Below are 25,998 nucleotides of genomic sequence, written 5' to 3'. Positions count from 1 at the left end.
GTCCTTTGACTGGGCGGTCGACTCAGCGGGCCGCGAGTTCGGCGGCCTTGTCGGCGCCTTCGTCCATGGTCTGCGCCAGCGTCACCAGCGGGTGCGCGGCTTCTGCGAGGATCTTGCGACCCTCCTCCACCCGGTTACCGTCCAGGCGGACCACCAGCGGTTTGTTCGCCTCGTCGCCCAGGATCTCCAGCGCCTTCACGATGCCGTTCGCGACTGCGTCACACGCCGTGATACCACCGAAGACGTTCACGAAAACGCTCTTCACCTGGGAATCGTTCAGGATCACGTCCAGGCCGTTGGCCATCACCTCGGCGGAGGCGCCGCCACCGATATCGAGGAAGTTGGCCGGTTTCACGCCACTGTGTTTCTCACCGGCGTAAGCGACGACGTCCAGGGTCGACATGACCAGACCGGCGCCGTTGCCGATGATGCCGACCTCACCGTCGAGTTTGACGTAGTTGAGGTCGTTCTCCTTGGCCTTGAGCTCCAGCGGATCGGTCGCGTCCTTGTCCGCGAACTCCGCGTGGTCGGCGTGCCGGAAGTCGGCGTTCTCGTCCAGGGTGACTTTGCCGTCGAGCGCCAGGATTTCGTCCTGCGGGGTGCGCACCAGCGGGTTGACCTCGACCAGGGTGGCGTCTTCGGCGACGAAGACCTCCCACAGCTTCTGGATGGTCACCGCGGCGGCGTCCAGCACCTCGGCGGGCAGGTGGCCCTGCTCGGCGATCGAACGGGCGAACGCGAGGTCGACGCCCTTGACCGCGTCGACCGGCACCTTGGCCAGCCGGTCGGGCTTGGTGGCGGCGACCTCTTCGATCTCCATACCGCCCTCGACCGAGCACATCGCCAGGTAGGTGCGGTTCGCGCGATCCAGCAGGAAGGAGATGTAGTACTCCTCGGCGATATCCTTCGCCTCGGCCACCAGGATCTTCTTGGTGATGTGGCCCTTGATGTCGAGCCCGAGGATGTTGTTCGCGTGGGTCAGCGCGTCCTCGGGGGTGGCCGCGTACTTCACGCCACCGGCCTTACCGCGGCCACCGACCTTCACCTGGGATTTGATCATCACCGGCTTGCCGATTTCCGCGGCGATCGCGCGGGCGTCCTCGGCAGTGTCGGTCACGCGGCCTTCCGACGAAGGCACCCCGTGCTTTACGAAGAGCTCCTTCGCCTGATATTCGAAGAGATCCATGTATTCACCGTCTCGTCTGCGTTGCTATGACAACGTCTTTGTTGGCGGCCCGACGTCGGTAGCGGGTCGTTCGGACTCTAACCACTCATAAGGACGGCCGATCGGGCACGTTCATCCTAAGTGGCCCATGTCACGGGCCCGCCCGCGGGGAGGCCAAACCCGCAGGCCATGCCTACCGGCGAGTAGCTTTTTCCCGAATTCCGGCCGGCACAGGGGTGCAATGGGCAGCACCCTGGAGAAAGGGCTCCTCCATCACCGCGCGACAGCTCCGGTGGTGAGCTATCACAACGATAAAACGTGATCAATGTCACAGTAACGTTTCGAATCGTCCTACCGCTTGCCGCGTCGCAATCGTTTCGTTACCGTCGAACCGATCGATGTCACAGCCCGATCACGAGCGGTGCCCAAGCGTGGTTGCTTGCGCATCCGGTTGTCGCGCGAGTAGAGATCTCCGTGATGTTGCTCCCGTGAGCAGGTTAAGAGAGGACGGCAGCTTGACGCAGCACACCGCTCCGCAGTCGCAGAGCCGTTCGGTAACAGCCTTCCCGCCGCGTCCCGCTCCCGCCGGACGTAACTCCTGTACAACCCTTCGGATGGCCGATCGGATGCGGACCCGCTGATGAACCACCACGGCACCCTGGACGCCCAGTACAACAGCCACCGTCGCCGGCCCCGCGGCAACAACGCGCCGGCCACTGAGGCCCCCCAGCCGTTCAATGCCTTCGGCGCCCCCGGCGACAGCCGGTCCCGCAGGCGGCCGCTGAACACCGCCGCGGCATCCGCCGCCGCCGATTCCCAGCGCAGCGACTCCCAGCGCAGCGCCGCCGACGATTTCTGGTCGACCAACCAGAGCTGGGCGGAATCCGGCACCGCCCATACCGGCCGGGATGCCTACGAGCCGCAGACCACCGCATGGCCCGAACCGGGGAACGCCACCTGGTCCGAGCCGGAACACGACCGGCCGGAGCACCGCGCCACCTGGCCGGCCCCCCAGGCCGAACCGTGGCCCGAACCGCAGGCCACCGGATGGCCCGGTCGCGACTGGCAGGGTGAGGACAGCTGGAGCCGCAGCAATAAACCCGCCTGGCACAGCGACCCCGACTGGAACACCCACCAGAGCTGGACCGAGGCGCAGACCTGGGCCGACGAGCCCGCGCCCGCCGGCGATACCGGCCCCGCGCCGTACGACCGGCCCAGCACGGTCGCCGAGGCGCTGGCCAACGGGCCGGCGAAACCCGAGAACCACGAGGACTCACGGCCGGCCCGCTCCCGCGGCGCCCACCGGGTGGCGGCCCCACCATCCGCGCTCAAGGGCCGGGCCGCTGTGGTCGCGGTCGCGGCCGGCGCCGTTGTCGCCGCCGGACAGTGCGCCACCGCCGCGCCCGGTGAACAGCGCAACGCGGAGCAGGCCACCGATTACGAGGCCGCGGGCGCGGTGCACGAGATCGCCGCCCAGTCGATGGCCACCGAAGGACCCGCGACTACCGACCCGCATTCACCACAGATGCTCGCCGCCGAAGCACCGCTCGACACCAGCCGCTTCGGCGAGATACTGGCCAACGGTGCCGAGTTCGCGAAGGATCTGGCGGCGGCCGAAGAGGCCAAATACCGGCCCCTGTTCGCACATTTCACCGCCGCTGGGTCGTTCACCTCCGGCTTCGGCGCCCGCTGGGGTGTTCAGCATCTGGGCGTCGATATCGCCGCACCGATCGGAACTCCCATCTATGCGGTCGCCGACGGCGAGGTCATCGACGCCGGCCCGGCAGCGGGCTTCGGGATGTGGGTGCGATTGCTGCACGCCGACGGAACCATCACCGTCTACGGCCATGTCGACACCACCACGGTGTCGGTGGGCGAGTACGTTCTCGCGGGCGATCAGATCGCCACAATGGGCAATCGTGGTTTCTCCACCGGCCCGCATGTCCATTTCGAGGTATGGCTCAACGGGAGCGATAAGGTAGACCCGATCCCGTGGCTCGCCACCCGCGGTATCAGCCTCACCGAGAACAGAGACTGAGCGAGCCGACCCGGCGTCGTTCCACCCGGGGACGGGCAGGAGGGCGCCGGGAATCCGGGTGTCGCGCTCAGGGGGCCGCGCTGATCGCCAGCCCTGTCAGAACGATTACTTTGGCCAGTTCCAGGCCGATATACCAGTAGTGCGCTGTCGAACGTGGTAGCTCCTCCCCGGCGAGCACCCGGTCGGACCGCCGCGACAGTGGTGGCCGCACCACCGCCACCTGGACCAGCAGGATCACCACAGCGATCCCCAGCCACACCCAGACCCCTCCCGGTGGGCCGAGCACCACCGCCGCCACCAGCAGCAGCACCGCCAGCACCGATTCCGCCGTGTTCAATGCCCGGAAGACGATCCGGCCGATACCGAGGCCGAGCGCCGTCGTCACCCCGGGTGCACGGAATTTCAGCGGCGTCTCCAGGAATGAGATCGCCAGCACCATGCCGAGCCAGAGCATCGGCAAAAACCACATCAGATGCTGCGCAAGGGACTTCATATCCGAAACCTACCGCGCCGCACCGGGGGTTACGCTAGAGCTTCGTCAGGGTTTGACTGAACTTCGGGATCAGCCGGATTTTGCCGTTGCTGCCGAAATCGATCGTCACACTGGCCATATCCCCGGACCCGTCGGCCGCGATCACCCGGCCCAAACCGTATTTGTCGTCGCTGACCCGATCACCGACCGCCAGCACGAGCCCGACATTGTTGCGGGCGACCCGACCCGGCCGGCCCTCACGCGGACCGGGCCGCGATTCCCGGCCCCGGGGCCAGCCACCGGTCCAATCGTCCTCGGCGGATTCCGTGCCCCGGCGGCGACCGTACTGTGTGGGCGCCGAGGAACGTTTCGGCTCGAGCCGCTGCCAATCGATGAGATGGTCCGGAACCTCCTGGAGGAACCGGGATTCCGGATTGAACACCGGCTGCCCCCAAGCGGAGCGCACCACGGCGCGGGTCAGGTACAGGCGGCGGCGGGCGCGGGTGATTCCCACGTAGGCCAACCGTCGCTCCTCGGCCAGTTCGGCCGGGTCGCCGAGCGCCCGCAGATGCGGAAACTGCCCGTCCTCCCACCCGGTGACGAAGACGACAGGGAATTCCAGTCCCTTCGCCGTGTGCAGGGTCATCATCGTCACCATGCCGGATCCTTCGTCCGGAATCTGGTCGGCATCGGCAACCAGCGAGACCCGTTCCAGGAACGCGGCCAGCGAACCCGGTTCGGGTTCGCCCTCGCCCGCTTCCGGCACGAATCCCTCGGCGCGGGCGGCCTCCACCGCGTTCCGGGCCTCCGAGCTGAATTCACGGGCCACGCTGACCAGTTCGTTGAGGTTGTCGAGCCGGGCACCGTCCTGCGGATCGTCCGAGGATTCCAGCTCCGCCCGATAACCGGTGCGGTCCAGAACGGCCTCGACCACCGCTCCGACATCCGGGAAATCCAATTCGTCCATTTCCCCCGCCGCCCGGATCTGCTCGAGCAGCATGAGGAAACCGGCGATCGCATTGCGGGCCCGCGTGTTCAGCAACGCCACCTCACCGGCGGCGGCTTCGCGCAGGGCCGCCGCGAAACCGATACCGCGCTGTTCGGCGTGTACGGCCACACATGCCTCGGCGCGGTCACCGATACCGCGGCGCGGAGTGTTGAGAATCCGGCGCAGGCTCACCGCATCATCGGGATTCTCGAGTACCCGCAGGTAGGCAACGATATCGCGCACTTCCTTGCGCTCGTAGAACCGGACCCCGCCGACCACCTTGTACGGCAGCCCCATCCGGATGAAGATCTCCTCCAGCGCACGGGAGTTGTTGTTGGTCCGGTAGAACACGGCGATATCGGAGTAACCGGCCGCCCCCGCGTCCACCAGCCGGTCGATCTCCCGGGCGACGAACGCGGCCTCGTCGTGCTCGTTGTCGGCGACGTACCCGGTGATCAACTCTCCTTCACCGGCGTCGGTCCACAAACGCTTGTCGCGCCGGTTCGTGTTGCGGGCGATCACGGCGTTGGCGGCGGTCAGGATGTTCTGGGTGGATCGGTAGTTCTGTTCCAGCAGAATGGTCTCGGCGTCGGGGAAATCGCGTTCGAATTCCTCGATATTGCGGATGGTGGCGCCGCGGAACGCGTAGATGGACTGGTCGGCGTCACCGACCACGCAGAGTTCGCTGGGCGGTACCGACGGCCCCGCCGGCGATCCGGTCCCGGATCCGGCGGCTGCGGCCCCGGCCTCGGTATCGGCGGCTTCGGTGGCCGTGGCCGGATCCGCCGCGCCGTGCCCGACCAGTTCCCGTACCAGCACATACTGTGCGTGGTTGGTGTCCTGGTATTCGTCGACCAGCACATGCCGGAAACGGCGCCGGTAGTACTCGGCGACCTCCGGGTGTTTCTGCAGCAGGCCGACGGTCTCGCCGATGAGATCGTCGAAATCCAGGGCGTTCGCGGCCCGCAGCCGCCGCTGATATTCGGTGTAGACGCGGGCCACGATCCGCGGCAGTTCCACATCCTCGAATTCGGCGTCCGAACTCGCCTGTTCCGGGCCGATCAGCTCGTTCTTCAGGTTCGAGATGGCGGTGGCCAGCATTCGCGCCGTGAACTTCTTGGGGTCCAGTTCCAGATCCCGGCCGATCATCGTGAGCAACCGGCGCGAATCATCGGCGTCGTAGATGGAGAAATTCGAATTCATCCCGGGCAGCAGCGCCGACTGGGTGCGCAGAATACGCACACAACTGGAGTGGAAGGTCGACACCCACATGCTCGCGGCCCGCGGACCGACCAGCTCGATGACCCGCTCCCGCATCTCCGCCGCGGCCTTGTTGGTGAAAGTGATGGCCAGGATCTGGCCGGGCGTGACCCCACGCTCGGCCAGCAGGTAGGCGATCCGGCGGGTGAGCACGGCGGTCTTACCCGATCCCGCCCCGGCCACGATCAACAGTGGCCGCCCGGTGTGCAGGACGGCGGCGCGCTGCTGCGGATTGAGCCCTTCCAGCAGCTCGGCGGCGGCCGCGGAGCGCCGCTGCGCCGACTCCGTACGCTGCTGGACCTGCTCGGCCTGCACCCGGCGCTGCAGCGCCGCGAGCCCGCCCTGCGCGCCGCTGCTCGCCGAGGCGCCGGACGGGCGCGGCGCGGCGCCCGCCGTTTCCAGACCGGGGAGCATCGGCGCGTCGGAACCGTGCTCGTCCGCGCCGGAACCCGAGCGACCGGCAGCGGAGCGCTGGGGGCGGGAATGCGAATCCGAACGAGTTGCAGCGGTGGTGTCCATCGTGTGTTCACGCTACCGCTACGCCCCGACTCGATCGAACACTCGGACGAAAACGGTCATGCCGATCCGGCCCCGAGAACGCAATGTTGACTTTGCAGACCCTCCGGGGCGTGGCAAACTGGCAGCATGGTTTGCCCTTTTGTGAAACAACCGCTCCGGCTGTGTGTACAGCGGGAGCACAGCCCGGGCACCTGAGACCGGGAGGGGCAGGTAGGGGGTAACGGGACTACCAGACCCATCGGGTCTGTTTCACAGTGAAGGAACTCTGGACCGGTAACGCGAAGCGGTGCGACGGCGATCCAGGTTCTGACACGAGGAGATGAATGATGAGCACACCCGCCACGGCGACCGGGTCGGAATCGACGACCGGCACGGAATCGGAGCTCCCTCGGACCGAAGCCGAGATCGAGAAGCTTCGTAAGGAAATCGACCAGCTCGACGCGGAGATTCTGGCGGCGATCAAACGCCGCACGGAGATCTCGCGAATCATCGGCCGCACCCGGATGGCTTCCGGCGGCACCCGGCTGGTGCACAGCCGCGAGATGAAGGTGCTGGAACGCTTCAGCGAGCTGGGCCAGGAAGGTCATACGCTGGCGATGCTGCTGCTGCGGCTCGGTCGTGGCCGGCTCGGCCGCTAGGCCACCAGGAACCACACGCGGCGGCCCGCAGACCGCCGCACTCCCGCGAACCGCCCCGGGTGAACACGCCCCGGGGCGGTCGTATATCCCAGCTCAGTTCATCGCGATGTACTTCGTGGACAGATACTCCTCGATCCCCTCGGTGCCGCCTTCCCGGCCGAATCCGGAGGCTTTCACGCCCCCGAACGGCGCGGCGGGGTCCGAGATGACGCCGCGGTTCACGCCCACCATGCCGCTCTCCAGACCCTCCGCTACCCGCAGTGCCCGGTCGAGATCCCGCGTGTAGATATAGCTGACCAGTCCGAATTCGGTGTCGTTGGCGGCAGCCAGCCCCTCGTCCTCGGTATCGAAGGCCACGATCGGGGCGACCGGGCCGAACACCTCCTCACGCAGGATCCGGGCGCCGGCGGGGATATCGGTCAGGATCGTCGCCGGATAGAACCAGCCCGGGCCGCCGGGAGCCTTACCGCCCAGGCGCACGGTCGCTCCAGCGGATACCGCGTCGTCGACCAGCTCCGACACCGTGCTGAGCTGTTCGGAGTTGATCAGCGGGCCCAGCGTGGTCTCCGGATCGGTCCCCGGCCCCATCCGAACCTGCTCTTTCATGGCCGCGGCGAATTTATCGGTGAACTCGGCCAGTACCCCGCGCTGCACGTGGAAGCGGTTCGCCGCGGTGCACGCTTCACCGCCGTTGCGCAGTTTCGCCAGCATCGCCCCCTGGACCGCGGCGTCGATATCAGCGTCGTCGAACACCACGAACGGCGCGTTCCCGCCGAGCTCCATCGAGGTGCGCAGCAGGCCGTGCGCGGATTTCTCGACCAGCGACCGGCCGACCTCCGTGGAACCGGTGAAGGTGAGCTTGCGCAGCCGGGGATCGTCGAGCAGCGGCTGGGTCACCGCACCGGAACGCCGAGAAGTGATCACCGACAGCACCCCCTCGGGCAGTCCCGCCTCGGCGCAGAGTTTCGCCAGCAACAGCATGGTGAGCGGGGTGGCCGACGCCGGTTTCACGATCATGGTGCAACCGGCGGCAAGGGCCGGGCCGATCTTGCGGGTCCCCATGGCGAGCGGAAAATTCCACGGCGTGATGGCCAGACACGGCCCGACCGGCTGTTTGTGCACGAGAATCCGCCCGGTACCCGACGGCGCATGCAGATAGCGGCCGTTGATCCGCGCCGCCTCCTCACTGAACCAGCGAAAGAACTCGGCACCGTAGCGGACCTCGTTACGGCTCTCCGGAAGAGCCTTACCCATCTCCAGAGTCATCAGCAGCGCGAAGTCCTCCGCCCGCGCGGTGACCCGGTCGAACACTGCCCGCAGGATCTCCCCTCGCTCCCGCGCCGGCGTCGCCGCCCAATCCGCCTGAACGGCCGCAGCGGCGTCCAGCGCACGGACCGAATCTTGCGGGGTGGCGTCCGCGACCTCGGCGATCACCTCCCCGTTCGCGGGGTTGTGCACCGCGAACGTGCCGCCGCCGGTCGCATCGACGGGACCGCCGATCCACAACTGCTTCGGTACAGAATCGAGTACATCGGTTTCTGAGGCCATACGCTCCAGCCTAGGACGCGAACCGCACGATATCGCCGGCCCGCGAAGACAGTGTTCATATCCGCCGCTTCCGGTGGCGCGTGTTCGGCCCTGGGCACGGGGGGTCGAATCCCGCGTGCCGGAGGCGCGCCATAGGCAGAGCTTGTACGCTCGGCTGGTGTGAGCGTCGACATCACCGCATCGGCGGCCTGGCGGAAATTGCAGGATCATCATGAGGCGATCGCCGCTGTTCAGCTCAGAGATCTATTCGCCGAGGATCCGGCGCGCGGCCGTGACCTGAGAGTGACAGCCGGCGAACTGCTGATCGATTACAGCAAGCATCGGGTCACCCGGGAAACGTTGCGGCTGCTGGTCGAATTGGCGGACGAGGCCGGGGTGGCGGCACAGCGGGATCGGATGCTGCAAGGCCGCCATATCAACACCTCCGAAGACCGGGCCGTGGGGCATACCGCGTTGCGGCTGCCGCCGGGCAGCTCGGTCACCATCGACGGCGCGGATGCCGGGGCGGCGGTGCACGAGGTCCTCGACCGGATGCGCGCTTTCGCCGACGCGGTCCGCTCCGGGCAGTGGCGCGGTGCCACGGGGGAACGGATCCGCACCGTCGTCAATATCGGTATCGGCGGTTCGGATCTCGGGCCGGTGATGGTGCATCAGGCGCTGCGGCACTATGTGGACGCCGGGATCGACGCCCGTTTCGTTTCCAATGTCGACCCGGCCGATCTGGTGGCGAAACTCGCCGGTCTGGATCCGGCGACCACCCTGTTCATCGTGGCCTCGAAGACCTTCACCACCCTGGAGACCCTGACCAACGCGACTGCTGCCCGCCGGTGGCTGGTCGGTGCGCTGGGCGCCGACGCGGTGGCGAAACATTTCGTCGCGGTGTCCACGAATGCCGAGCGGGTGGCCGAATTCGGGATCGATACGGCCAATATGTTCGGCTTCTGGGATTGGGTGGGCGGCCGGTACTCGGTGGATTCGGCCATCGGGCTGTCGGTGATGGTGACGGTGGGCCCGGAGCGGTTCGCCCAGTTCCTGGCCGGTATGCACACCATGGACCGGCATTTCGCGACCGCGCCGCCGGAATCGAATGCGCCGATGCTGCTGGCGCTGCTGGGCGTGTGGTATTCGAATTTCTTCGGGGCCCAATCCCGGGCGGTACTCCCGTATTCGAACGATCTGGCCCGTTTCCCGGCCTATCTGCAGCAGCTCACCATGGAGTCGAACGGTAAATCGGTACGCGCCGACGGCACCCCGGTTACCACCTCCACCGGTGAAATCTTCTGGGGCGAACCGGGCACGAACGGCCAGCACGCGTTCTATCAGCTGCTGCACCAGGGGACCCGGCTGATTCCCGCCGATTTCATCGGATTCGCCCGGCCGACCGACGATCTGCCCACTCGCGACGGTACGGGCAGTATGCACGACATCCTGATGAGCAACCTGTTCGCGCAGACCAAAGTGCTCGCATTCGGCAAAACCGCGGAGGAGATCGCCGCGGAGGGCACACCCCCGGAACTGGTGCCGCACAAAGTCATGCCCGGAAACCGTCCGAGTACGACTGTTCTGGCCCCGCAATTGACCCCCGCGGTGCTCGGGCAACTGATCGCGCTCTACGAACATCAGGTGTTCGTCGCCGGGGTGATCTGGGGGATCGACAGTTTCGACCAGTGGGGCGTGGAACTCGGTAAACAGCAGGCACTCGCGCTGGCGCCGCTGCTCACCGCGGCAGAAGAACCCGCGTCGCAGGGTGATTCCTCGACGGACAATCTGATCCGCTGGTACCGCGACAACCGCTGACCTGGGTGCGGCGGCCAGCCGCTACCGAATGTGTGCTGGTGTGCGTCCTTTCAGAGCGGTGATGAAAGCACACGCGAGAGGGCGGTCCCGCCGCGGCAATTCGGCAGGCGATCCGGAGCGCGGAATCCGGTGTCCGAACCGGGGACGTCGGTGCCGGTCGGCTTCAGCGCCCGGGGCCGGCTGGGTGACGAGCCGTGATCGACGAATCACCAGGGCAGCAGCGGCAGGCCGATTCGCTGCGCGGTGACCGCGGCGAATCGGTGGAGTTCGGCGACGCCGGGCAGCCGCGCGGGATCGAGGCTCGCGAGCGTCAGCAGATAGTCACCGCGGAAGCAGCACAGGTAACCGGACAGCCGGGTCCGCGGGCGGCGCGCGTAGGTGAGCCCGGGATGGATGGCGCGAGTGGCGACACCGGTGCAATCGTGCGGGCCCAGAGCGTGCAGCCGCGACGGTATCGTGCCGATATTCGAGCACAGGATGTCGCGCTCCCCCGCACCCCGGGACAGGAGATAGGCGATCCGGTCCGGGACGAGATGCAGGAATTCCTCCGGCAGCCCGCCGGGGCTGGAGATCCGGCGTTCGTAGGCGGCGCGGCTCTGCGCGCGGATTTCGCCGGGGCCGTCACCGGGCGAGACGACGATCTCGGTCATCGCCAGATCGTTGTCGATCCGGGGTTCGTCGCGGGTGTCCACCGGCAGGCTCGCCACGATGCCGTGCTCCGGGAATCCCGCCGCCCACAGGGTGTTCGCGACGAACCAGATGAACAAGCTGTTGGCCGTACCGCCGCTTGCCGCAGCTGTCCGGTCCCATTCCCGGCCCGGGCACCGCAGCACGATTGCCGGCACCGGCAGGCCGTCGTGTGGACCGGCCTGGTCACCGGAACCCGATCCGGCCGCGCGACCGTCGCCTCGGGTACCGCGGACCTCGTCCTCGTCCGGGGGTCCGTGGCCTTCGTCCGGGGGTCCGTGGCCGGTGGCGCTGTCGGGGCCTCCGCGCACTTCTCCCGAGGAGGTTTCCTGGGCCGGCCGGCTTTCTCCGGGCCGCGTTCGGGGCAGTTCACGCGGTCGCCGGAGCCGGGTTCGCGCGGCACGGGCGGTACCGGCGAGAACCGTCGTCCAGATTTCGGCGGCATCGGCCCAGTCCGACGTTCGATCGCCGCCCTGCCGCGGGCTCCGGGAGCGGTTACCGCTGTCCGGCCGGTGGTCGGAGTTCGTATCCTTTTCCTCCAGCGCCCCGAGCGCGTCCTCGACAGCGATCATCAGCCCCCGCGCGTCGGCGAGGACATGGGAACAGGTGAGGGCGACGACGGTACCGCCGTCGGTGAGCGGCGCCGCCGAGAGGCGCCAGCCGGGGCCGTGCCGTGGATCCAGATCCGCGCCCCGTTCGTCGGCCCAGGGCAGGATCCGGTCCGCGGGAAGGGGCGCCGGCACCATATCGAGTGGGTGGGACCGGACGCTGGGTTGCCAGCGGTCGCGGGCGCCGGGAACGCCGGACCGGATGACCCGGCGGCCGAGTGGGCCCACACGCAGGACGTTGTGCAACCGGTCGAGCCGGGCAGGGTCCACCGGGTCCGCCGTACGCCACAGCCCCTGGAGCGCGATGGGTGTGCCCATACCCTGATGGGTCCGCAGGAAAATACCGTCGATAACGCTCAGCCGGCGCATCAGCTCAGGCTAGCCGCCTTCCGGTCCCCGGCAGTCAGTCCGTTCCACGCTCGCATCCCCTGCCACCACGCCGCCGGCGAAAGTGACCCCACCGCGTGATCGGTGGGCACCGTCTCGGCGTCGCCTCATGCGCCGTCCTGCTGGTGCACTCGTGACCGGTCTCGAGCCGATGCAGTCGGGCGGACCACCGCGTAGCCGCCGTCGCCGAACCGGCGCACCATCGGGCCCGAGCGCCGAGTAGAGGTTCGCTGACACCTCGGGGCCCCGAGCCGGTACGCGAAAAATCGCCGAGCGGATCACCGACCGAGTCGACTGGCTACGTTCACCGCGGTACCGGTGCCGCATTCGGCAGCCGACGCTCGGGCCCGCGAGGCCGATCCGGTGCAGGCTGCGGTGACGCATCCGCGCCGGGCGGCGGTGGTGTCCCGGGGTCAGCGGGTCGGCGGTGCGATCTGCCAGTGTTTCTCCAGCGCGCCGGCGATATCGGGTAGTACGGTCACCGGAATTTTCTTATGTCGCAGCATGTTCCGGATCTCGGTGATCTGCTCCCGCTTCCGTAGGTCGTAGGCGCCGGATATCGGCCCGGATACCGGCGGTATGGACAGCAGAACCAGTTCGCTGTGCAATTCCGCCCCGGCGGTGAGATCAAGTGCGAGCGACCAGCGCGACCGTTCGTCGAGACCGAACCGCCCGGCGACCACCCGGTCCCATTCGATACTGGTCACCGACCACGGGGTACGCCGCTGAATAGCGTGGTCGGTGAGCACGACGGCATCCCGCTTGAACAGCGCGAGCAGGACCGCCACGGCGAGCAGTGCCCCGACTACCAGCCCGGTGAACACGCGCCCCGGCCCGAACAGCAGCACCATCGGCACAGTCACGGCCACGACGATCGCCGTACCGGCCAGGCCGTAGCCCAGCGCCCGCTCGGTGGGCACCACACCTGCATGCACCCTGCGCATACCGACTCCGCTCATCCCGAGAACTCGTGTTGCCGGCCACACGGTACCGGAGCGGGCGCCGCGGCACCCGCTCCCCGCATCGACTCGGCACAGCGTGGCGAGCCAGTGCGGGGCGGCGACTCAGTGCAGGGCGACGGCGGCCTCGGCGGAATAGACCTGGAAGGTCATGCTCTGCTGGAAATACAGCTGGACGGTTTCGGCGTCATGGCCGAGATAACCGATGGACAGGTCCTGGCCGAGCGTGAGGTCGAAATCCCCGCCGCGAGTCGTGAGCACGAACGCTCCATCGATGGCCGGCGCCCAGATGATCTCTCCTTCGGGCACGAGACGTTCCAGATGGGTGCGCAGCGGATGGCCGTGGTTGGACGTCTCGCTGACCTTCGTGTACAGGTCGGCGCTGAGCAGCACCGAATACGGCCCGTCGACACCGGCCAGCCGCAACTGGCTCACCGCCCGGGCGATCACCTCGGGCACCCCGAACACATCGTCGGGTAGCTCGATCGCCCGGTTCGACGAGGCCGCCCGGATCCCGGTGATCCCGGCGGCGGCATAGCCTTCGAAAACCGCCCGGTCCTCGGCGAATGCGATCTTGCGGGCGGCGTCCTTCACCGGGTCCAGATCGGTGTCCTGAGCGCCGCGCTCGACATTGTCGAGTTCCTCTCGCGACAGCGTGAACGGCACCCGCAGTTCCACCAGCGGCGCGACCACCCGCTGCCGGGCCACCACCCCGTCGTTCGGGGCGGCGATCGGCGCGGTGTGGCCGAGACCGCGCGCGGAGTAGTCGCTGCCGTGCGGGCCGGACAGGTCCACTACCCGGCGGCCGGCGTTGTGCCGTTTGAAGGTCCGCGCGGACTCCTCCTCGATAACGGCCCAGGCCGCGTCCGTTATCGGCGCGAGCTCACGGTGCAGGTTGTTCATACGGTGCTGCTCCTTTTCAATGTGCCGATGCCGAGAGAACCGTCCGCGCTCGGCGCCGGGCCCGGCTGCGCTGCTGCTTTCCCGACCGGCTCCGCCGCGGTATCCGCCACCGGCGGCGCGGGTAGATCGTCGAAGAAATCCTGCGGCGGAACGAAGAACAGGGTGCCGGTGACGGCGGTGGAGAAATCCAGGATCCGGTCGTGGGTGGCCTCGCCGGTGCCGAGGAACATCCGCTCCAGCATGATCTCGGTGGTCCGGGGTGTCGCCGAATAGCCGACGAAGTAAGTGCCGAATTCGCCGTCCCGGATACTGCCGAAGGGCATATTCGCGCGCAGGATCTCCCGCTCGGTTCCGTCGGGTTCGATCACCTGGTTGACCGCGATATGCGAATCCGCGGGTTTATCCGCCTCGGCGAATTCGAAATCCTCGAGTTTGGTCCGGCCGATGACCCGTTCCTGTTCCTGTACCGGCAGGGCTCGCCAAGCCGGCAGATCGTGCAGATACTTCTGCACGATCACATAGCTACCGCCGGTGAAATCCGGGTCGCCGGCGCCGACCAGGGCCGCCGCACCGGCCGGTGAATCCGGTAGCGCGCCCTCGGGGTTCTCCGTGCCGTCGACGAAACCCAGCAGATCGCGCTGCTCGAAATACCGGAAGCCGACGGTTTCGTCGACGATCGTGGCTGCTCCGGCCAACCGGTCGCCGATGGCCATCGCCAATTCGAAACAAGCATCGTGCGCCTGGGCGCGAATATGGAACAGCAGATCACCCGGGGTCGCGGGAGCCTGGTGCAGCGGGCCGTCGTAGCCCGGAAAATCGTGCAGTTCGGCCGGGCGCGGACCACCGAACAGCCGATCCCACGCCGCCGACCCGATACCCGTGATACATCCGAGCCCGGCACCCGGCAACCGGAAACCGATGGCCCGCCGCAGGCCCGCAAGCTCGGCCAGCAGGTCCCGCACCGCCGCCTCGCCGCCGGGTTCGATGGTCGCGACGAGGAAATGCGCGGCCGGAGTGAGTGGTTCCAGTATCGGCTGCGGCTGCCCCATAGGCGATCACATTACCGGCGAGTCACCCGGCCCGATCCCGGTGGCCTACATAGCCACAGTCAGCAGGAAGGCCACATCGTCGATCGCCTGCACACTGTGGCGGGCCTTGGGCAGCACCAGCAGATCGCCGGCCGATCCCTTCCACTCGTTGTCGCCGCTGTGCAAGGTCAGGGTGCCGGACAGCACCAGCAGCGTGGCCTCTCCGTGGTTGTCGTGCTCGGCCAGCGATTGCCCGGCGCACAATCCGACGACCGTCTGCCGCAGCGAATTGGCGTGCCCCCCGAAGATGGTCTGGGAACTACGGCCACTGGTGGTTGTCGCGGCCATCTTGAGCTGCTGCCGGGCCACCGCTGTCAGCGATTTCTTGTCCATGGACCGCCTTTCGCCTCCGCGTACCCGCGACCGGGCTGGTGATCGCGGGGTCGTATCGCCGAGTATGCCCGACCCGGGCGCGGCATTCCGGTGTTTCTCGCCGACTGTGCTGCTTTTGCCACCGGGCGGCCTGCTTCTCGGTCGGCGCCCGGGACAAGACCTTTCTCGACCGCGACCCGAACGCTCGTGCACCACGCGACCGGCCTGCTGCCGCGGAGCAATTACAGCCGGTCAGCGGGTGAATCGGCGGGTGCGGTAGCGCAGACCGCCGGATGATTGCAGCCAATCCTGCGGATCGCCCGACTGCCATTCGGGGCCGAGGTCGGGGGCGAAGGCATCCCCGGACACATCGGTGTCCACCTCGGTGATGAGGAGTTCCGTCGCATACGGCAACGCCGCCCGGTAGATCTCGCCGCCGCCCATCACCCAGGTGGTCGCGGGGGCAGCCAGTTCCAGCGCAGCCCGGACGGAACCGGCGGTTTCGGCCCCCGCGGCCGACCAATCCTGCTGCCGGGTCACGACGATATTGCGGCGGCCGGGCAGCGGGCGGAAACGCGGCGGCAACGATTCCCAGGTCCGCCGGCCCATCACCACGGGATGACCGGTGGTCGTCTGCCGGAAGAGCGCCATATCCTCGGGCACCCGCCACGGGATGGTGTTGTCCACTCCGATCACCCCGTCGGGTGTCTGCGCCCAGATCAGGCCGATGGTGCGGGCGGCCGCGGTCATACCGCCACCGGAGCCTTGATCGCCGGATGGTGACGGTAGTCCAGTATCCGCACGTCCTCGTACCGGTAGTCGAACAGTGACGCGGCCGGGGCGAGGTCGAGGTCCGGGAACGGGTATGGGGTCCGGGTGAGCTGTTCGGTGACCTGTGCGCGGTGATTGTCGTAGATATGGCAGTCACCGCCGGTCCAGATGAAATCGCCGGGTTCGAGCCCCGTCTGCTGGGCCACCATCACCGTGAGCAGGGCGTAGCTCGCGATATTGAACGGCACACCGAGAAAGAGATCGGCGCTGCGCTGGTACAGCTGGCAGGACAGCCGGCCGTCGGCGACGTAGAACTGGAACAGGGCGTGGCAGGGCGCCAGTGCCATCCGGTCGAGTTCGGCCACATTCCAGGCCGAGACGAGCATGCGCCGCGAATCCGGGTCGGTCCGCAGCGTGTGCAGCACCTGCGCGATCTGATCGATGTGGCGGCCGTCGGGCGCCGGCCAGGACCGCCACTGCACTCCGTAGACCGGCCCCAGCTCGCCGTCCGCACCGGCCCACTCGTCCCAGATGGTGACCCCGTGCTCCTGTAACCACCGCACGTTGGAATCCCCGCGCAGGAACCACAGCAGCTCGTACACGATCGACTTGAGGTGCACTTTCTTGGTAGTGATCAGCGGGAAACCGGCGGCGAGGTCGTAGCGGAGCTGATGCCCGAACACGCTGCGGGTCCCGGTCCCGGTCCGGTCCGCCTTTGCGGTACCGGTATCCAGCACCCGCCGCAGCAGGTCCTCGTACTGGGTGTCCGGCGCGCGATATGCGCCACGGGCGCCCGCACCGGGGTCGCTCGCCGCACTGGATGTACTGCTCACTGCACTCGCGCCGGTGCTGTTCGCTGCGCTCACCACGGGTTCGTTCGCTGCGCTCGCCACGGGCCGAGCTTAGCTTCCCACCGAGGACCCACCGGCGAGCACCTGCGCCGGCACCCGCGGTGCCCGACCCCGACGGACTCTGGTCGCCAGGACCGGGTAGCACCGATCAGCCCCGGTCTGCACGGTCGGGACCATCAAGCCCGGAGAAGCACAGCCGGCTCGGGACGGTCGGCTTCGGCAAGCCTCGGTCAGCACCAGCCGACCCCCGTCACAGCCGACCCCCGTCACAGCCGACCCCCGTCACAGCCGACCCCCGTCACAGCCGACCCCCGTCACAGCCGACCCCCGTCACAGCCGACCCCCGTCAGCACCAGCCGGCGCGCCGACCGGTGCTGACGCCGCAGCACATCTGGCTCGCACCGGGTGGTGGGTTTCGCGGACGGCCGGGCCGGCTGCGCCGAATTCCCGGCGCGGGCCGGGGCCATTCCTGGCCGCCCTTACCGGTAAGGCGTCCCCGCCCCGGCGACCACTGCCACCTCCGGCCTGCCAAGCTGACCCCATGCGGAAGCTGTATGTGATCGGTATCGGCGCCGGTGATCCGGACCAGGTGACGATGCAGGCCGTCAAGGCCCTCCGGGAGGTCGATGCCTTCTTCGTCATGGGAAAGGGCGCCGAGAAGCAGCAGCTCGTGGATGTGCGCACCGCAATCCTCGAGGAGCACGCCGATCGCCCCTACCGGATCGTCGAGATACCCGACCCGCCGCGCGACCGCTCACCGGCCGACTACAACGCGACCGTGCTCGACTGGCACGAACGCCGATCGCTGCTGCTGGAGGAGGCGTTCGCCGAAACCGAGGGGGTCGGCGCGATCCTGGTGTGGGGTGATCCTGCGCTCTACGACAGCACCCTGCGCATGGTGGAACAGGTGCTGGCGCGGGGCGCACTGACCTTCGACCACACCGTGATCCCCGGGGTGACCAGCGTGCACGCCCTCGCGGCCCGGCATCGGATCGTCCTGCACCGGATCGGGGAGCCGGTGCACATCACCACCGGGCGGCGGCTGCGCGAGGAGGGACTGGGCACCGGATCGACGGTGGTCATGCTCGACGCCGACTGCGCGTTCACCACTGTCCCCGGCGACACCTACATCTGGTGGGGCGCCTACCTCGGCATGCCGGATGAAACACTGTTCCACGGCCGAGTGGGCGAGATAGGCGCGGAGATCGTGCGCCGCCGCGCGGAACTGCGGGCGCAGAAGGGCTGGATCATGGACATCTATCTGCTGCGCCCCGCTGAATGAGCTGGTAATCGGCCCGCGGGCCGTAGCATGGTCTCCCATGACCGAACAGGACATACTCGGGCGGATCAAGGAACTGGTCGACCACGAGCACGACCTGCGGTCGCGGGCCTCGCGCGGGGAGCTCGATCCCGATGTGGAGCGGCGCCGGCTGGCCGAAGTGGAGGTCATGCTGGATCAGTGCTGGGATCTGCTCCGGCAGCGACGAGCCCGGATCGATCGCGACCAATCCCCCGATGAGGCACAACCACGACCACCAGGACAGGTCGAGGGATACCTCCAGTAGGCCCGCGATGACCGGAATCGAGTCTGCGGCAAAAGAATACGATGTCATCGTGCTGGGCGGCGGCCCGGCCGGTGAGAATGCCGCCGCCTATGCGATCGCGGGCAGCGAGCGCACCGCGGCCATCGTGGAACGCGAACGGGTCGGCGGCGAATGCTCGTATTGGGCCTGTATCCCCAGTAAGGCGCTGCTGCGGCCGGGGCACGTGCTGAGATCCGCGCGCGGCCTGCCCGGGATCGAGGTCGGCGGCCTCGATATGGGCGCGGTATTGCGCCGCCGCGACGAATTCGTCCACGCCCGCGACGGCGACCACGACGATTCGGGACAGCTCGATTGGGCCGCCCAGCAGGGTATCGAGGTGATCCGCGGCGCCGGGCGGCTCGCCGGCGACCGGACGATCCGGATCGGCGAACACGAACTGCGCGCCCGGCACGCCGTGGTACTCGCGACCGGCAGCCGGGCCGCGGTACCCGATATTCCCGGGTTGCGCGACGCCCTGCCGTGGACGTCACGCGATGTGACCAGCCTGCGGGAGATCCCGAAACGGGTCGTGGTGATCGGCGGCGGCGTGGTGGCCTGTGAGGCCGCTACCTGGTTATCGGATCTCGGCGCCGAGGTCACCGTCCTGGTTCGCGGTAACCGGCTGCTCACCGGTACCGAACCGTTCGCCGGGGAACGGGTGGCCGAGGCACTGACCGCCCGCGGCGTGGATATCCGGTTCGGCACCAGCCCGCAGCGGGTCCGGCGCCCGGCAGCCGCGTACCACGGCGAAGGCCGGACACGCGGCGGTCCGGTCACGGTGCACGCCGAGGGGCCGGACGGTGCGACAACCGTGCTCGCCGACGAGATCGTGGTGGCCACCGGCCGCACTCCGAACAGTGACGATCTCGGGTTGGACACGGTCGGGCTGGCACCGGGTTATGTCGAGGTGGACGATCAGCTGACCGTCACCGGGGTGCCGGGTGACTGGCTGTACGCCGTCGGCGATATCAATCACCGGGCCGCGCTCACCCATATGGGCAAATACCAGGCGCGGGTATGCGGGGATGTGATCGCGGCCCGGGCCGAGGGCCGGTCGCTGACGGATCCGCGATACCGCGCCAGCGCAGACCATCATGCTGTTCCGCAGGTCGTGTTCACCGATCCCGAAGTCGCCGCGGTGGGTCTCACCGCCGATGCCGCCCGCCGCGCCGGGCACGATATCCGCACGGTGGGACTGGATATCGAGGTCGCCGGTTCGGCATTGACCCGCGACGACTATCGCGGTCACGCCGCGCTGGTCGTGGACAACGCCACCGATACGCTGCTCGGCGCTACTTTCGTGGGCCCCGATATCGGGGAACAGTTGCATGCCGCGACGATCGCGGTCGCCGGTCGGGTCCCGCTGGAGGCGCTGTGGCACGCGGTGCCGGCGTTCCCCGCGGTGAGCGAATTCTGGTTACGCCTGTTGGAGACCGACCGGTCGTCGTTACCATCGGCCCCATGAGCGAGTCAGTCCGGGAGCCGGCAGCGGAGCGTATCGGCGGAGGACGCTCGCCGGTATCCGAGGGGCACGTCACCGAACAGGTCACCACCGCCGACGGCATCGTCCGTGGTGGGCGGGGCCGCCGCGTCCGGTACTGGCGATCGCTGCCCTACGCCGCACCACCCGTCGGCGACCTGCGGTTCCGCGCCCCGCAGCCGGTGCGGCCGTGGACCGATATCCGCGACGCCACCTATTTTCGGGCGGCGGGAATCCAGCCCGGCTTCGGCGTCCGCATCGGGCCGCGGAAATCACAGGAGATGAGCGAGGATTCACTGACACTCAATGTCGTGGCTCCCGTCCAGCCCGCCGTACGACCGCGGCCGGTGATGGTGTTCATCCACGGCGGCGGCAACCTGTTCGGCACCTCGGCGTTGCGTCTGTACGCCGGGGTGCAGTTGGCGGCCGACGGCGATGTGGTCGCGGTGTCGATCAATTACCGGCTCGGCGCGTTCGGGTACGCCGATTTCTCCGAATTCTCCACCCCGGACCGCCCGTACGAGTCGAATCTGGGGCTACGGGATCAGATCGCCGCGCTGCGCTGGGTGCAGACCAATATCGCCGAGTTCGGCGGTGATCCCGGCAATGTCACGATCTTCGGTGAATCGGCGGGCGCACATGCCGTACTGAGTCTCATGGCCACCCCGTCGGCCGCCGGTCTGTTCCACCGCGGTATCGCGCAGAGCGCGCCCGCGGATTGGGGTTTGACCACCGCCGAGGCGAGTGAATTCGCCCACCGTGTCCTGGCCGAACTCCGGATCGCGCCGCAGGACGCGAACCGTCTGCTCCGCGAAGCGGACCCGCACGATATCCGGCGCGCCTTCAACCGGGCGTCCAATGCGTCCATGGCCGAATGCCCGGGGTTCTTCCCGGCAGCGCCGGTGGCCGACGGGGAGTTGCTGCCGCGCACCCCGATCGATGCGTTCGCCGAGGGGCACTCCCATCGGGTTCCGCTCATCATCGGAACCTGCCGCAACGAGGGCGCGCTGTTCCACCGGTTCACCGCGTCGCTGCCCACCCGGCCGGAGCGGCTCAAGCGGGCGCTCTCCGTCGCGGAGCCCGACCGCTACCCCCGGGTGTTCTATACCTATCCCGGTTTCCCCGGTGAAGCGGCGGCCATCCGCGCGGGGGGCGACTATTTCTTCTGGCGGCCCTCGCTGGAGGTGATGGAGAGCCACAGCAGGCACAGTCCCACCTACGCCTACCGCTACGATTTCGCGCCGCGGCTGTTGCAGCTGTACAAGCTGGGCGCAACCCACGCGACCGATCTGCTGCCCACCTTCGGTGCCGTCTACGAACCGTGGAGCCGGGCGCTGACGATCGGCGGCAGCCGCCGCGGTCTGCTCGCGGTGACCCGCCGAGTTCAGGACAACTGGTTGAATTTCGCTCGCACGGGAGAGCCGCTGCCGGTGTGGCCGCGCTACACCGAACAAGACCGCAGCACGCTGATAATCGACGATCCCGGCCGGGTGGAAAACGATCCGGACAGTGCCAAGCGCGAACTCTGGGCCGGGGTGCGTGCGCCCCGGCTGGTACCGGCGGGCGGTGGTACCCCGGCAGTTCCGGCCGCTGCCGCTGCGGCGGCTGCGAGCGATACCACCGCGACGACTGTCGCCGGTCCCGGCGCGAGTGCGGCGGTGAACGAGGCCGGTGACGATGGCACGCTGCTGGGGAAGATCACCCCGGAGAACGCGGTCCGAACTCCGGCCGAAGCGGTGATCGCGGTCGCGGAGAAGCTGACCGAGAACATCGCCATTCCCAGCACCGAAGCCGATTCCGGCACGGCCGGAGCCGGCGGGGGCGAGCAACCCGGTACCGAAGCGGACCCGCAAGCCGGGCGGGCCGCGGATCCCGCCACGGAGTCCGGGCGGGCAGCGGCGCCGGATGCTTCCGGCCGGAACTCCGGCACCTGACCGGTCGAAGCTGCAGCGATCGTGCCGGCGGCAACTCGGATACCGCCGAACCGGTGAGCCCCGGAAAGATGTCGGGCTCGGCCACTGACAGAAACAGAACACCGAAGACGGCGATGGCCGGCGGATCTGCCGATATCGAGCGGATCGCAAGCTCGTTCTACGGAGCGGACCATTCACCGAGCAGCCGCAGCGGCTGTGCTGGTGTGGGGTGTCCGGCGCGGATCTACTTCAGCAGCCGCGACATCCGGCGATCCGCGAGGACTTTCCCACCGGTCTGACACGTCGGGCAGTACTGGAACGATCGGTCGGTGAACGCGACCTCGCGGACCGTATCCCCGCATACCGGGCAGGGCATACCGGTGCGGCCGTGCACCCGCATACCCGAACGCTTCTCCCCCTTGAGCCGTGCCGCGTCCTGCCCCACCGACCGGGCGACCGCATCCGTGAGCACCGTGCGCAGGGCATCGTAGAGGGCGGAAACCTTCGCGGCCGGCATGGTCTTCGCGGTGGCGAACGGGGAGATCCGGGCCGTATGCAGGATTTCGTCGGAATAGGCGTTGCCGATCCCGGCGAGGACCGTCTGATCGACCAGCACATTCTTGATGCGGCCGGTGGCGGCCCCGAGGATCTCGGCGAACTCGGGCTCGGTGACGGCCAGGGCATCCGGCCCCAGCCGGGCGATTCCGGGTACCTCCGCCGGATCGCGCACGATATAGACCGCCAGCCGCTTCCTGGTACCGGCCTCGGTGAGGTCGAAGGCGGGCGCCGCCCCCTCCGGGGTGAAGAAATGTACCCGCACCGCCAACGGCCCGCGCCCGGGTTTCGGCGGGCGCACGCTCGGGTTGTCGATCCAGCGCAACCATCCCGCCCGGGACAGATGGGTGATCAACCACAACCCCCCGCAATCCATCCCGAGGAACTTCCCCCACCGCCCCGCTCCCGTGACGTCCCGGCCGGACAGCGCCGTCACCGGCGGGTCGAAGGTTTTGACGGCGCTCGAGGCCACCACATCGATCCGCCCCACCACCGCACCGACCGCATGCTCCCGCAGGAACTGCGCCAGTGCCTCCACTTCCGGTAGTTCGGGCACGCGATCAGGTTACCGGGACCCGGTGACATTCGCGGCGTCCAAACGCCGGGTGATCCCGGTGCTCGTCACCGTGATCAGTGTGCCGACCACCACCAGATCGAACGCCATCTGCACCGTGGTCGCTATACGCGCCGCCTGACCGGCGGCGTGGATATCGCCGAAACCGACGGTTCCCAAGGTCGCGACAGTGTAGTACAGCGCATCGCTGCGGGTTCGCAGATCGGTGAACTGACCGGGGTCACGCATTTCGAGCACGTAGTAGAAGAGCGCGAAGAACAACACCACCAGACAGACCAGATACAGCAGTCCGTCGACCCGATGCGCGGTGACGCGGCTCGCGGCCAAGAACTGCCCGATCCGGTGATAGGCGAGCCACGCCAGCCCCGCCACCCCCACGACGAACGCGACCAGGGTAACCACCTGTGTTGGCCAGTAACCGGGGAAATCGAATCCCACCGGGACGAAGTAGTAGAACAGCAGACCACACATCACGGTGCCCGCGTTACGCCACAGATGCGCCCGGCCGCTGATCCGTCGAGATGCCATGCGGTCATGATCGGCCGCGATCGCGGTTTCACCGGACGGCACGCCGAAACAACGGCCGGGCCGTCGTCCAGGCCTGCGAACTCGACCCCGTGATCGGTGCAGCCGGATTCACGACGAGCTGGCCATTCAACGCCTCGTATCGCAATCCGTTTTCCGGCATGTGATCGAGATCGGCCGCATTCCACCGGTCCAGTCCCGGGGCGGGGGTAGCCATCGGACCACCTCCAGCTCGATTCGCCCCCGCGTATCCGCGGACGCTGCCAGAATTCTAGCCGCCGGCCACGGAACCGTCCGACGAGCTCGAAGCCCATCGAACGACCGGGACCGCGTCCGTCGAGCGGATGGTCGAATGGATTTCCGTCCACTCCCAGTAGGCGGCACCGGTTGCCGCCTACTGGGTTACCCGTCCCGGACTCGGCCGGGGCGATAGGCCCGTGGGTCCGGACTCAGTCCTGCTACTCGGCCGGATTGCCGAGTCGGGCCAGCAGGTGCGGGGCGATGACGGTCAGAGCTTCGCCAGTCGTCATCTCCTCGTGTGTGGCCGGAACCGCATACTCGACGACCTCACCGGAAACATACGGCCGCCAGTCATCGCCCCGAGGCCCCTCCTGCTGTGCACCCGGAACAGGCACATCGGCACGGAAGAAATCGACGACACCCTCATAAACCCCAGGATCGTGTCCCGCGATCAACTCCGCGGACCGAGCCGCCGTCCGATACACCGCACGAAGCCGATCCACCGGCACCCGCAACAGCTCCGGCGGAATCAACTCGTGCAGGCGAACCAGTTCCGCATCACCGAGTTCGCCCACGTTCCCGCCGGTGTCCTCGGTCACGATCCCCTGCTCCAGCAACGCAGCACGCAGGACCGTCTCGAACACACCCGGATCGACACCGGGATGGCTGTCCAGCAACGCCAGCATTTCGATATGCTCACCCGTTGCCTGCAACGCGGTCGCAATGGCGTGGGCCAGAACACCGCCGAGCGACCAGCCAAGCAGGCGGTACGGGCCGGCGGGCTGGATACGCCGGATCTCCGACAGGTACCTGTCCGCGATCTCCGACAGTGACGCCGGGTCGTAATCGGCGTCGGAGTACGCCGGCGACTGCAAACCATAGACCGGCTGATCCGCCGGCAGCAGCCGGGCGAGCCCGGTGAAACTCCATGCCAAGCCGTCGCGGGCATGGATAGCGAATATCGGGGTCGAGGTACCGGTCTCCCGGATCGGCAAGACCACCTGCAGGGCGGCTTCGGCCAGCGCCTCGGCCTCTGCGGGTTCAGCAAGCCGGGCCGCCAGACCACCGACAGTCGCATCGGTGAACAACCACTGCACACTCATATCGACACCGGTCTCGGCGCCCAACCGAGCCGCGACCGTCGTCGCGAGCAGGGAGTTGCCGCCCAACGCGAAGAACGAATCATCCACACCGACCCGCTCCACACCCAGCACCTCGGCGAACACCGCGGCGACCGAATGCTCCAGCGGGCTGCGCGGCGCGCGGAAACCTGCCTCCCCGGCAAACACCGGCTCGGGCAGCGCCCGGCGATCCAGCTTCCCGGCCGGAGTCAGCGGAATCGCGTCGAGCACCATGACCGACGCGGGCACCATATGCGACGGCAACCGCTGCCCGGCATATTCACGCAACTCGGCCACGTCGATCGACCGACCAGGTACGGCAACCACGTACGACACCAGCGAGACGGCTCCCGCGGTGTTCTTGTGCCCGGTGGTGACGGCGAAGTCCACGGTGTCGTGTGCGGTCAGTGCGGCGTCGATCTCGCCGAGTTCGATACGGAAACCGCGGACCTTCACCTGGAAGTCGTTGCGGCCCACATACTCCACCGCCGGATCACCGGCAGCATCACGACGCCAGCGCACCACGTCACCCGTACGATACAGCCGCGAACCCGGCTCACCGAACGGATCGGCGACGAAACGCTCCGCGGTCAGCCCCGCCCGCGCATGATAGCCACGCGCCAGCTGGACACCACCGACATACAGCTCACCGGCCACCCCCTCGGGTACCGGGTTCAAACGATCATCGAGCACCAGCGCACGCACACCCCGCACCGGACCACCGACCGTTACCCGGTCACCGGCACGCAGCACGCCGCTGATGTTCGTGGCAATCGTCGCTTCGGTCGGACCGTAGGCATTGTGGAACCGCCGCTCGGCCCCACCCTCCGGCGTGGTCGACCAGCGCGCCATCAGATCCGCCGAAATGGCTTCACCACCGGCGATGATGACTTCCATACCCGCCAGATCCGCCGGATCCAACGAAGCCAGCACCGACGGCGTGATCAAACCGACCGTCACACCCTCACCAGCGATCAGCTCACCGAGTTCCGAACCGCCGTAGGTACCGGTCGGCA

At 68.0% G+C, this 25,998-nt stretch carries 21 protein-coding genes; 7 read left to right on the top strand and 14 right to left on the bottom strand.

Features of this window, described 5'->3' with window-relative positions; all coding sequences use genetic code 11:
* Nucleotides 1-22: 22 nt before the first annotated feature.
* Nucleotides 23-1,186 (bottom strand): ADP-forming succinate--CoA ligase subunit beta, encoded by a 1,164-nt coding sequence (gene sucC / locus IU448_RS15590; protein WP_195056375.1) that lies wholly within the window; start codon nt 1,184-1,186, stop codon nt 23-25.
* 619 nt (nt 1,187-1,805) lie between these two features.
* On the opposite strand from sucC, the gene IU448_RS29730 reads away from it, so the two are divergent.
* Complete coding sequence (locus IU448_RS29730; RefSeq protein WP_195056374.1) at nt 1,806-3,203, top strand: M23 family metallopeptidase; 1,398 nt, start codon at nt 1,806-1,808, stop codon at nt 3,201-3,203.
* A gap of 67 nt (nt 3,204-3,270) precedes the next feature.
* Here the strand turns inward: IU448_RS29730 and IU448_RS15580 are convergent, their stop codons facing one another.
* Entirely contained in the window at nt 3,271-3,696 is a 426-nt protein-coding gene (locus IU448_RS15580) for a hypothetical protein (RefSeq protein ID WP_195056373.1), read from the bottom strand.
* Between the two features lie 34 nt (nt 3,697-3,730).
* A complete protein-coding gene (pcrA, locus tag IU448_RS15575; RefSeq protein ID WP_195056871.1) occupies nt 3,731-6,337 on the bottom strand; it encodes a DNA helicase PcrA in 2,607 nt (868 codons plus the stop codon).
* Between the two features lie 431 nt (nt 6,338-6,768).
* Between pcrA and IU448_RS15570 the strand changes: the two genes are divergently transcribed.
* The gene (locus IU448_RS15570) at nt 6,769-7,080 is read left to right on the top strand and encodes a chorismate mutase (RefSeq protein WP_195056870.1); all 312 of its coding nucleotides are present in this window, start codon (nt 6,769-6,771) and stop codon (nt 7,078-7,080) included.
* Between the two features lie 93 nt (nt 7,081-7,173).
* Here the strand turns inward: IU448_RS15570 and IU448_RS15565 are convergent, their stop codons facing one another.
* The gene (locus tag IU448_RS15565) at nt 7,174-8,628 is read right to left on the bottom strand and encodes an NAD-dependent succinate-semialdehyde dehydrogenase (protein WP_195056372.1); all 1,455 of its coding nucleotides are present in this window, start codon (nt 8,626-8,628) and stop codon (nt 7,174-7,176) included.
* Nucleotides 8,629-8,787: 159 nt separating this feature from the next.
* On the opposite strand from IU448_RS15565, the gene pgi reads away from it, so the two are divergent.
* Complete coding sequence (pgi, locus tag IU448_RS15560) at nt 8,788-10,425, top strand: glucose-6-phosphate isomerase (protein ID WP_195056371.1); 1,638 nt, start codon at nt 8,788-8,790, stop codon at nt 10,423-10,425.
* Nucleotides 10,426-10,631: 206 nt separating this feature from the next.
* Here pgi and IU448_RS15555 read toward each other — a convergent pair whose 3' ends face one another.
* The 7 genes from IU448_RS15555 to IU448_RS15525 form a co-directional block, all read right to left on the bottom strand.
* Nucleotides 10,632-12,089: a hypothetical protein gene (locus tag IU448_RS15555; protein ID WP_195056370.1), complete on the bottom strand. Its 1,458-nt coding sequence runs from the start codon at nt 12,087-12,089 to the stop codon at nt 10,632-10,634.
* Between the two features lie 431 nt (nt 12,090-12,520).
* A complete protein-coding gene (locus IU448_RS15550) occupies nt 12,521-13,051 on the bottom strand; it encodes a hypothetical protein (protein WP_195056369.1) in 531 nt (176 codons plus the stop codon).
* Between the two features lie 120 nt (nt 13,052-13,171).
* Nucleotides 13,172-13,969 (bottom strand): family 1 encapsulin nanocompartment shell protein, encoded by a 798-nt coding sequence (locus IU448_RS15545; RefSeq protein WP_195056368.1) that lies wholly within the window; start codon nt 13,967-13,969, stop codon nt 13,172-13,174.
* Entirely contained in the window at nt 13,966-15,018 is a 1,053-nt protein-coding gene (locus tag IU448_RS15540; RefSeq protein WP_195056367.1) for a Dyp-type peroxidase, read from the bottom strand. Before IU448_RS15540 ends, IU448_RS15545 begins: the two co-directional genes overlap by 4 nt.
* A 45-nt stretch (nt 15,019-15,063) precedes the next feature.
* Nucleotides 15,064-15,390 carry a cupin domain-containing protein gene (locus IU448_RS15535; protein ID WP_195056366.1) on the bottom strand — a complete coding sequence of 109 codons (327 nt, stop codon included), beginning with the start codon at nt 15,388-15,390 and terminating at the stop codon, nt 15,064-15,066.
* A 231-nt stretch (nt 15,391-15,621) separates the two neighbouring features.
* Nucleotides 15,622-16,119 carry a dihydrofolate reductase gene (locus IU448_RS15530; protein WP_195056365.1) on the bottom strand — a complete coding sequence of 166 codons (498 nt, stop codon included), beginning with the start codon at nt 16,117-16,119 and terminating at the stop codon, nt 15,622-15,624.
* Nucleotides 16,116-16,889 carry a thymidylate synthase gene (locus tag IU448_RS15525; RefSeq protein WP_228813348.1) on the bottom strand — a complete coding sequence of 258 codons (774 nt, stop codon included), beginning with the start codon at nt 16,887-16,889 and terminating at the stop codon, nt 16,116-16,118. The genes IU448_RS15530 and IU448_RS15525 overlap by 4 nt, the downstream gene beginning before the upstream one ends.
* Nucleotides 16,890-17,532: 643 nt before the next feature.
* Between IU448_RS15525 and cobF the strand changes: the two genes are divergently transcribed.
* Genes cobF through IU448_RS15505 form a run of 4 tightly spaced genes read left to right on the top strand, consistent with a single transcriptional unit; the run spans nt 17,533 to nt 21,988 of the window.
* Nucleotides 17,533-18,273 (top strand): precorrin-6A synthase (deacetylating), encoded by a 741-nt coding sequence (gene cobF / locus IU448_RS15520; RefSeq protein WP_195056364.1) that lies wholly within the window; start codon nt 17,533-17,535, stop codon nt 18,271-18,273.
* 37 nt (nt 18,274-18,310) lie between these two features.
* Nucleotides 18,311-18,556, top strand: a complete 246-nt coding sequence (locus IU448_RS15515; RefSeq protein WP_195056363.1) for a DUF2630 family protein — start codon at nt 18,311-18,313, stop codon at nt 18,554-18,556.
* A gap of 7 nt (nt 18,557-18,563) precedes the next feature.
* Nucleotides 18,564-20,039, top strand: coding sequence for a dihydrolipoyl dehydrogenase family protein (locus tag IU448_RS15510; protein WP_195056362.1), 1,476 nt, complete (start codon nt 18,564-18,566; stop codon nt 20,037-20,039).
* Entirely contained in the window at nt 20,036-21,988 is a 1,953-nt protein-coding gene (locus IU448_RS15505) for a carboxylesterase/lipase family protein (RefSeq protein WP_195056361.1), read from the top strand. Before IU448_RS15510 ends, IU448_RS15505 begins: the two co-directional genes overlap by 4 nt.
* Nucleotides 21,989-22,211: 223 nt before the next feature.
* Here IU448_RS15505 and IU448_RS15500 read toward each other — a convergent pair whose 3' ends face one another.
* From IU448_RS15500 to IU448_RS15490, 3 genes are all read right to left on the bottom strand, one after another.
* Complete coding sequence (locus tag IU448_RS15500) at nt 22,212-23,078, bottom strand: Fpg/Nei family DNA glycosylase (protein WP_195056360.1); 867 nt, start codon at nt 23,076-23,078, stop codon at nt 22,212-22,214.
* Between the two features lie 9 nt (nt 23,079-23,087).
* Nucleotides 23,088-23,624: a potassium channel family protein gene (locus IU448_RS15495; protein ID WP_195056359.1), complete on the bottom strand. Its 537-nt coding sequence runs from the start codon at nt 23,622-23,624 to the stop codon at nt 23,088-23,090.
* 455 nt (nt 23,625-24,079) lie between these two features.
* Nucleotides 24,080-25,998, bottom strand: a 1,919-nt coding sequence (locus IU448_RS15490; protein ID WP_195056358.1) for a thioesterase domain-containing protein, incomplete at its 5' end; no start/stop codon positions are given.

This window comes from Nocardia flavorosea (assembly GCF_015477805.1).
In the GTDB taxonomy this organism is placed as follows: domain Bacteria; phylum Actinomycetota; class Actinomycetes; order Mycobacteriales; family Mycobacteriaceae; genus Nocardia; species Nocardia flavorosea_A.
This window is presented reverse-complemented; position numbering and strand designations above follow the sequence as displayed.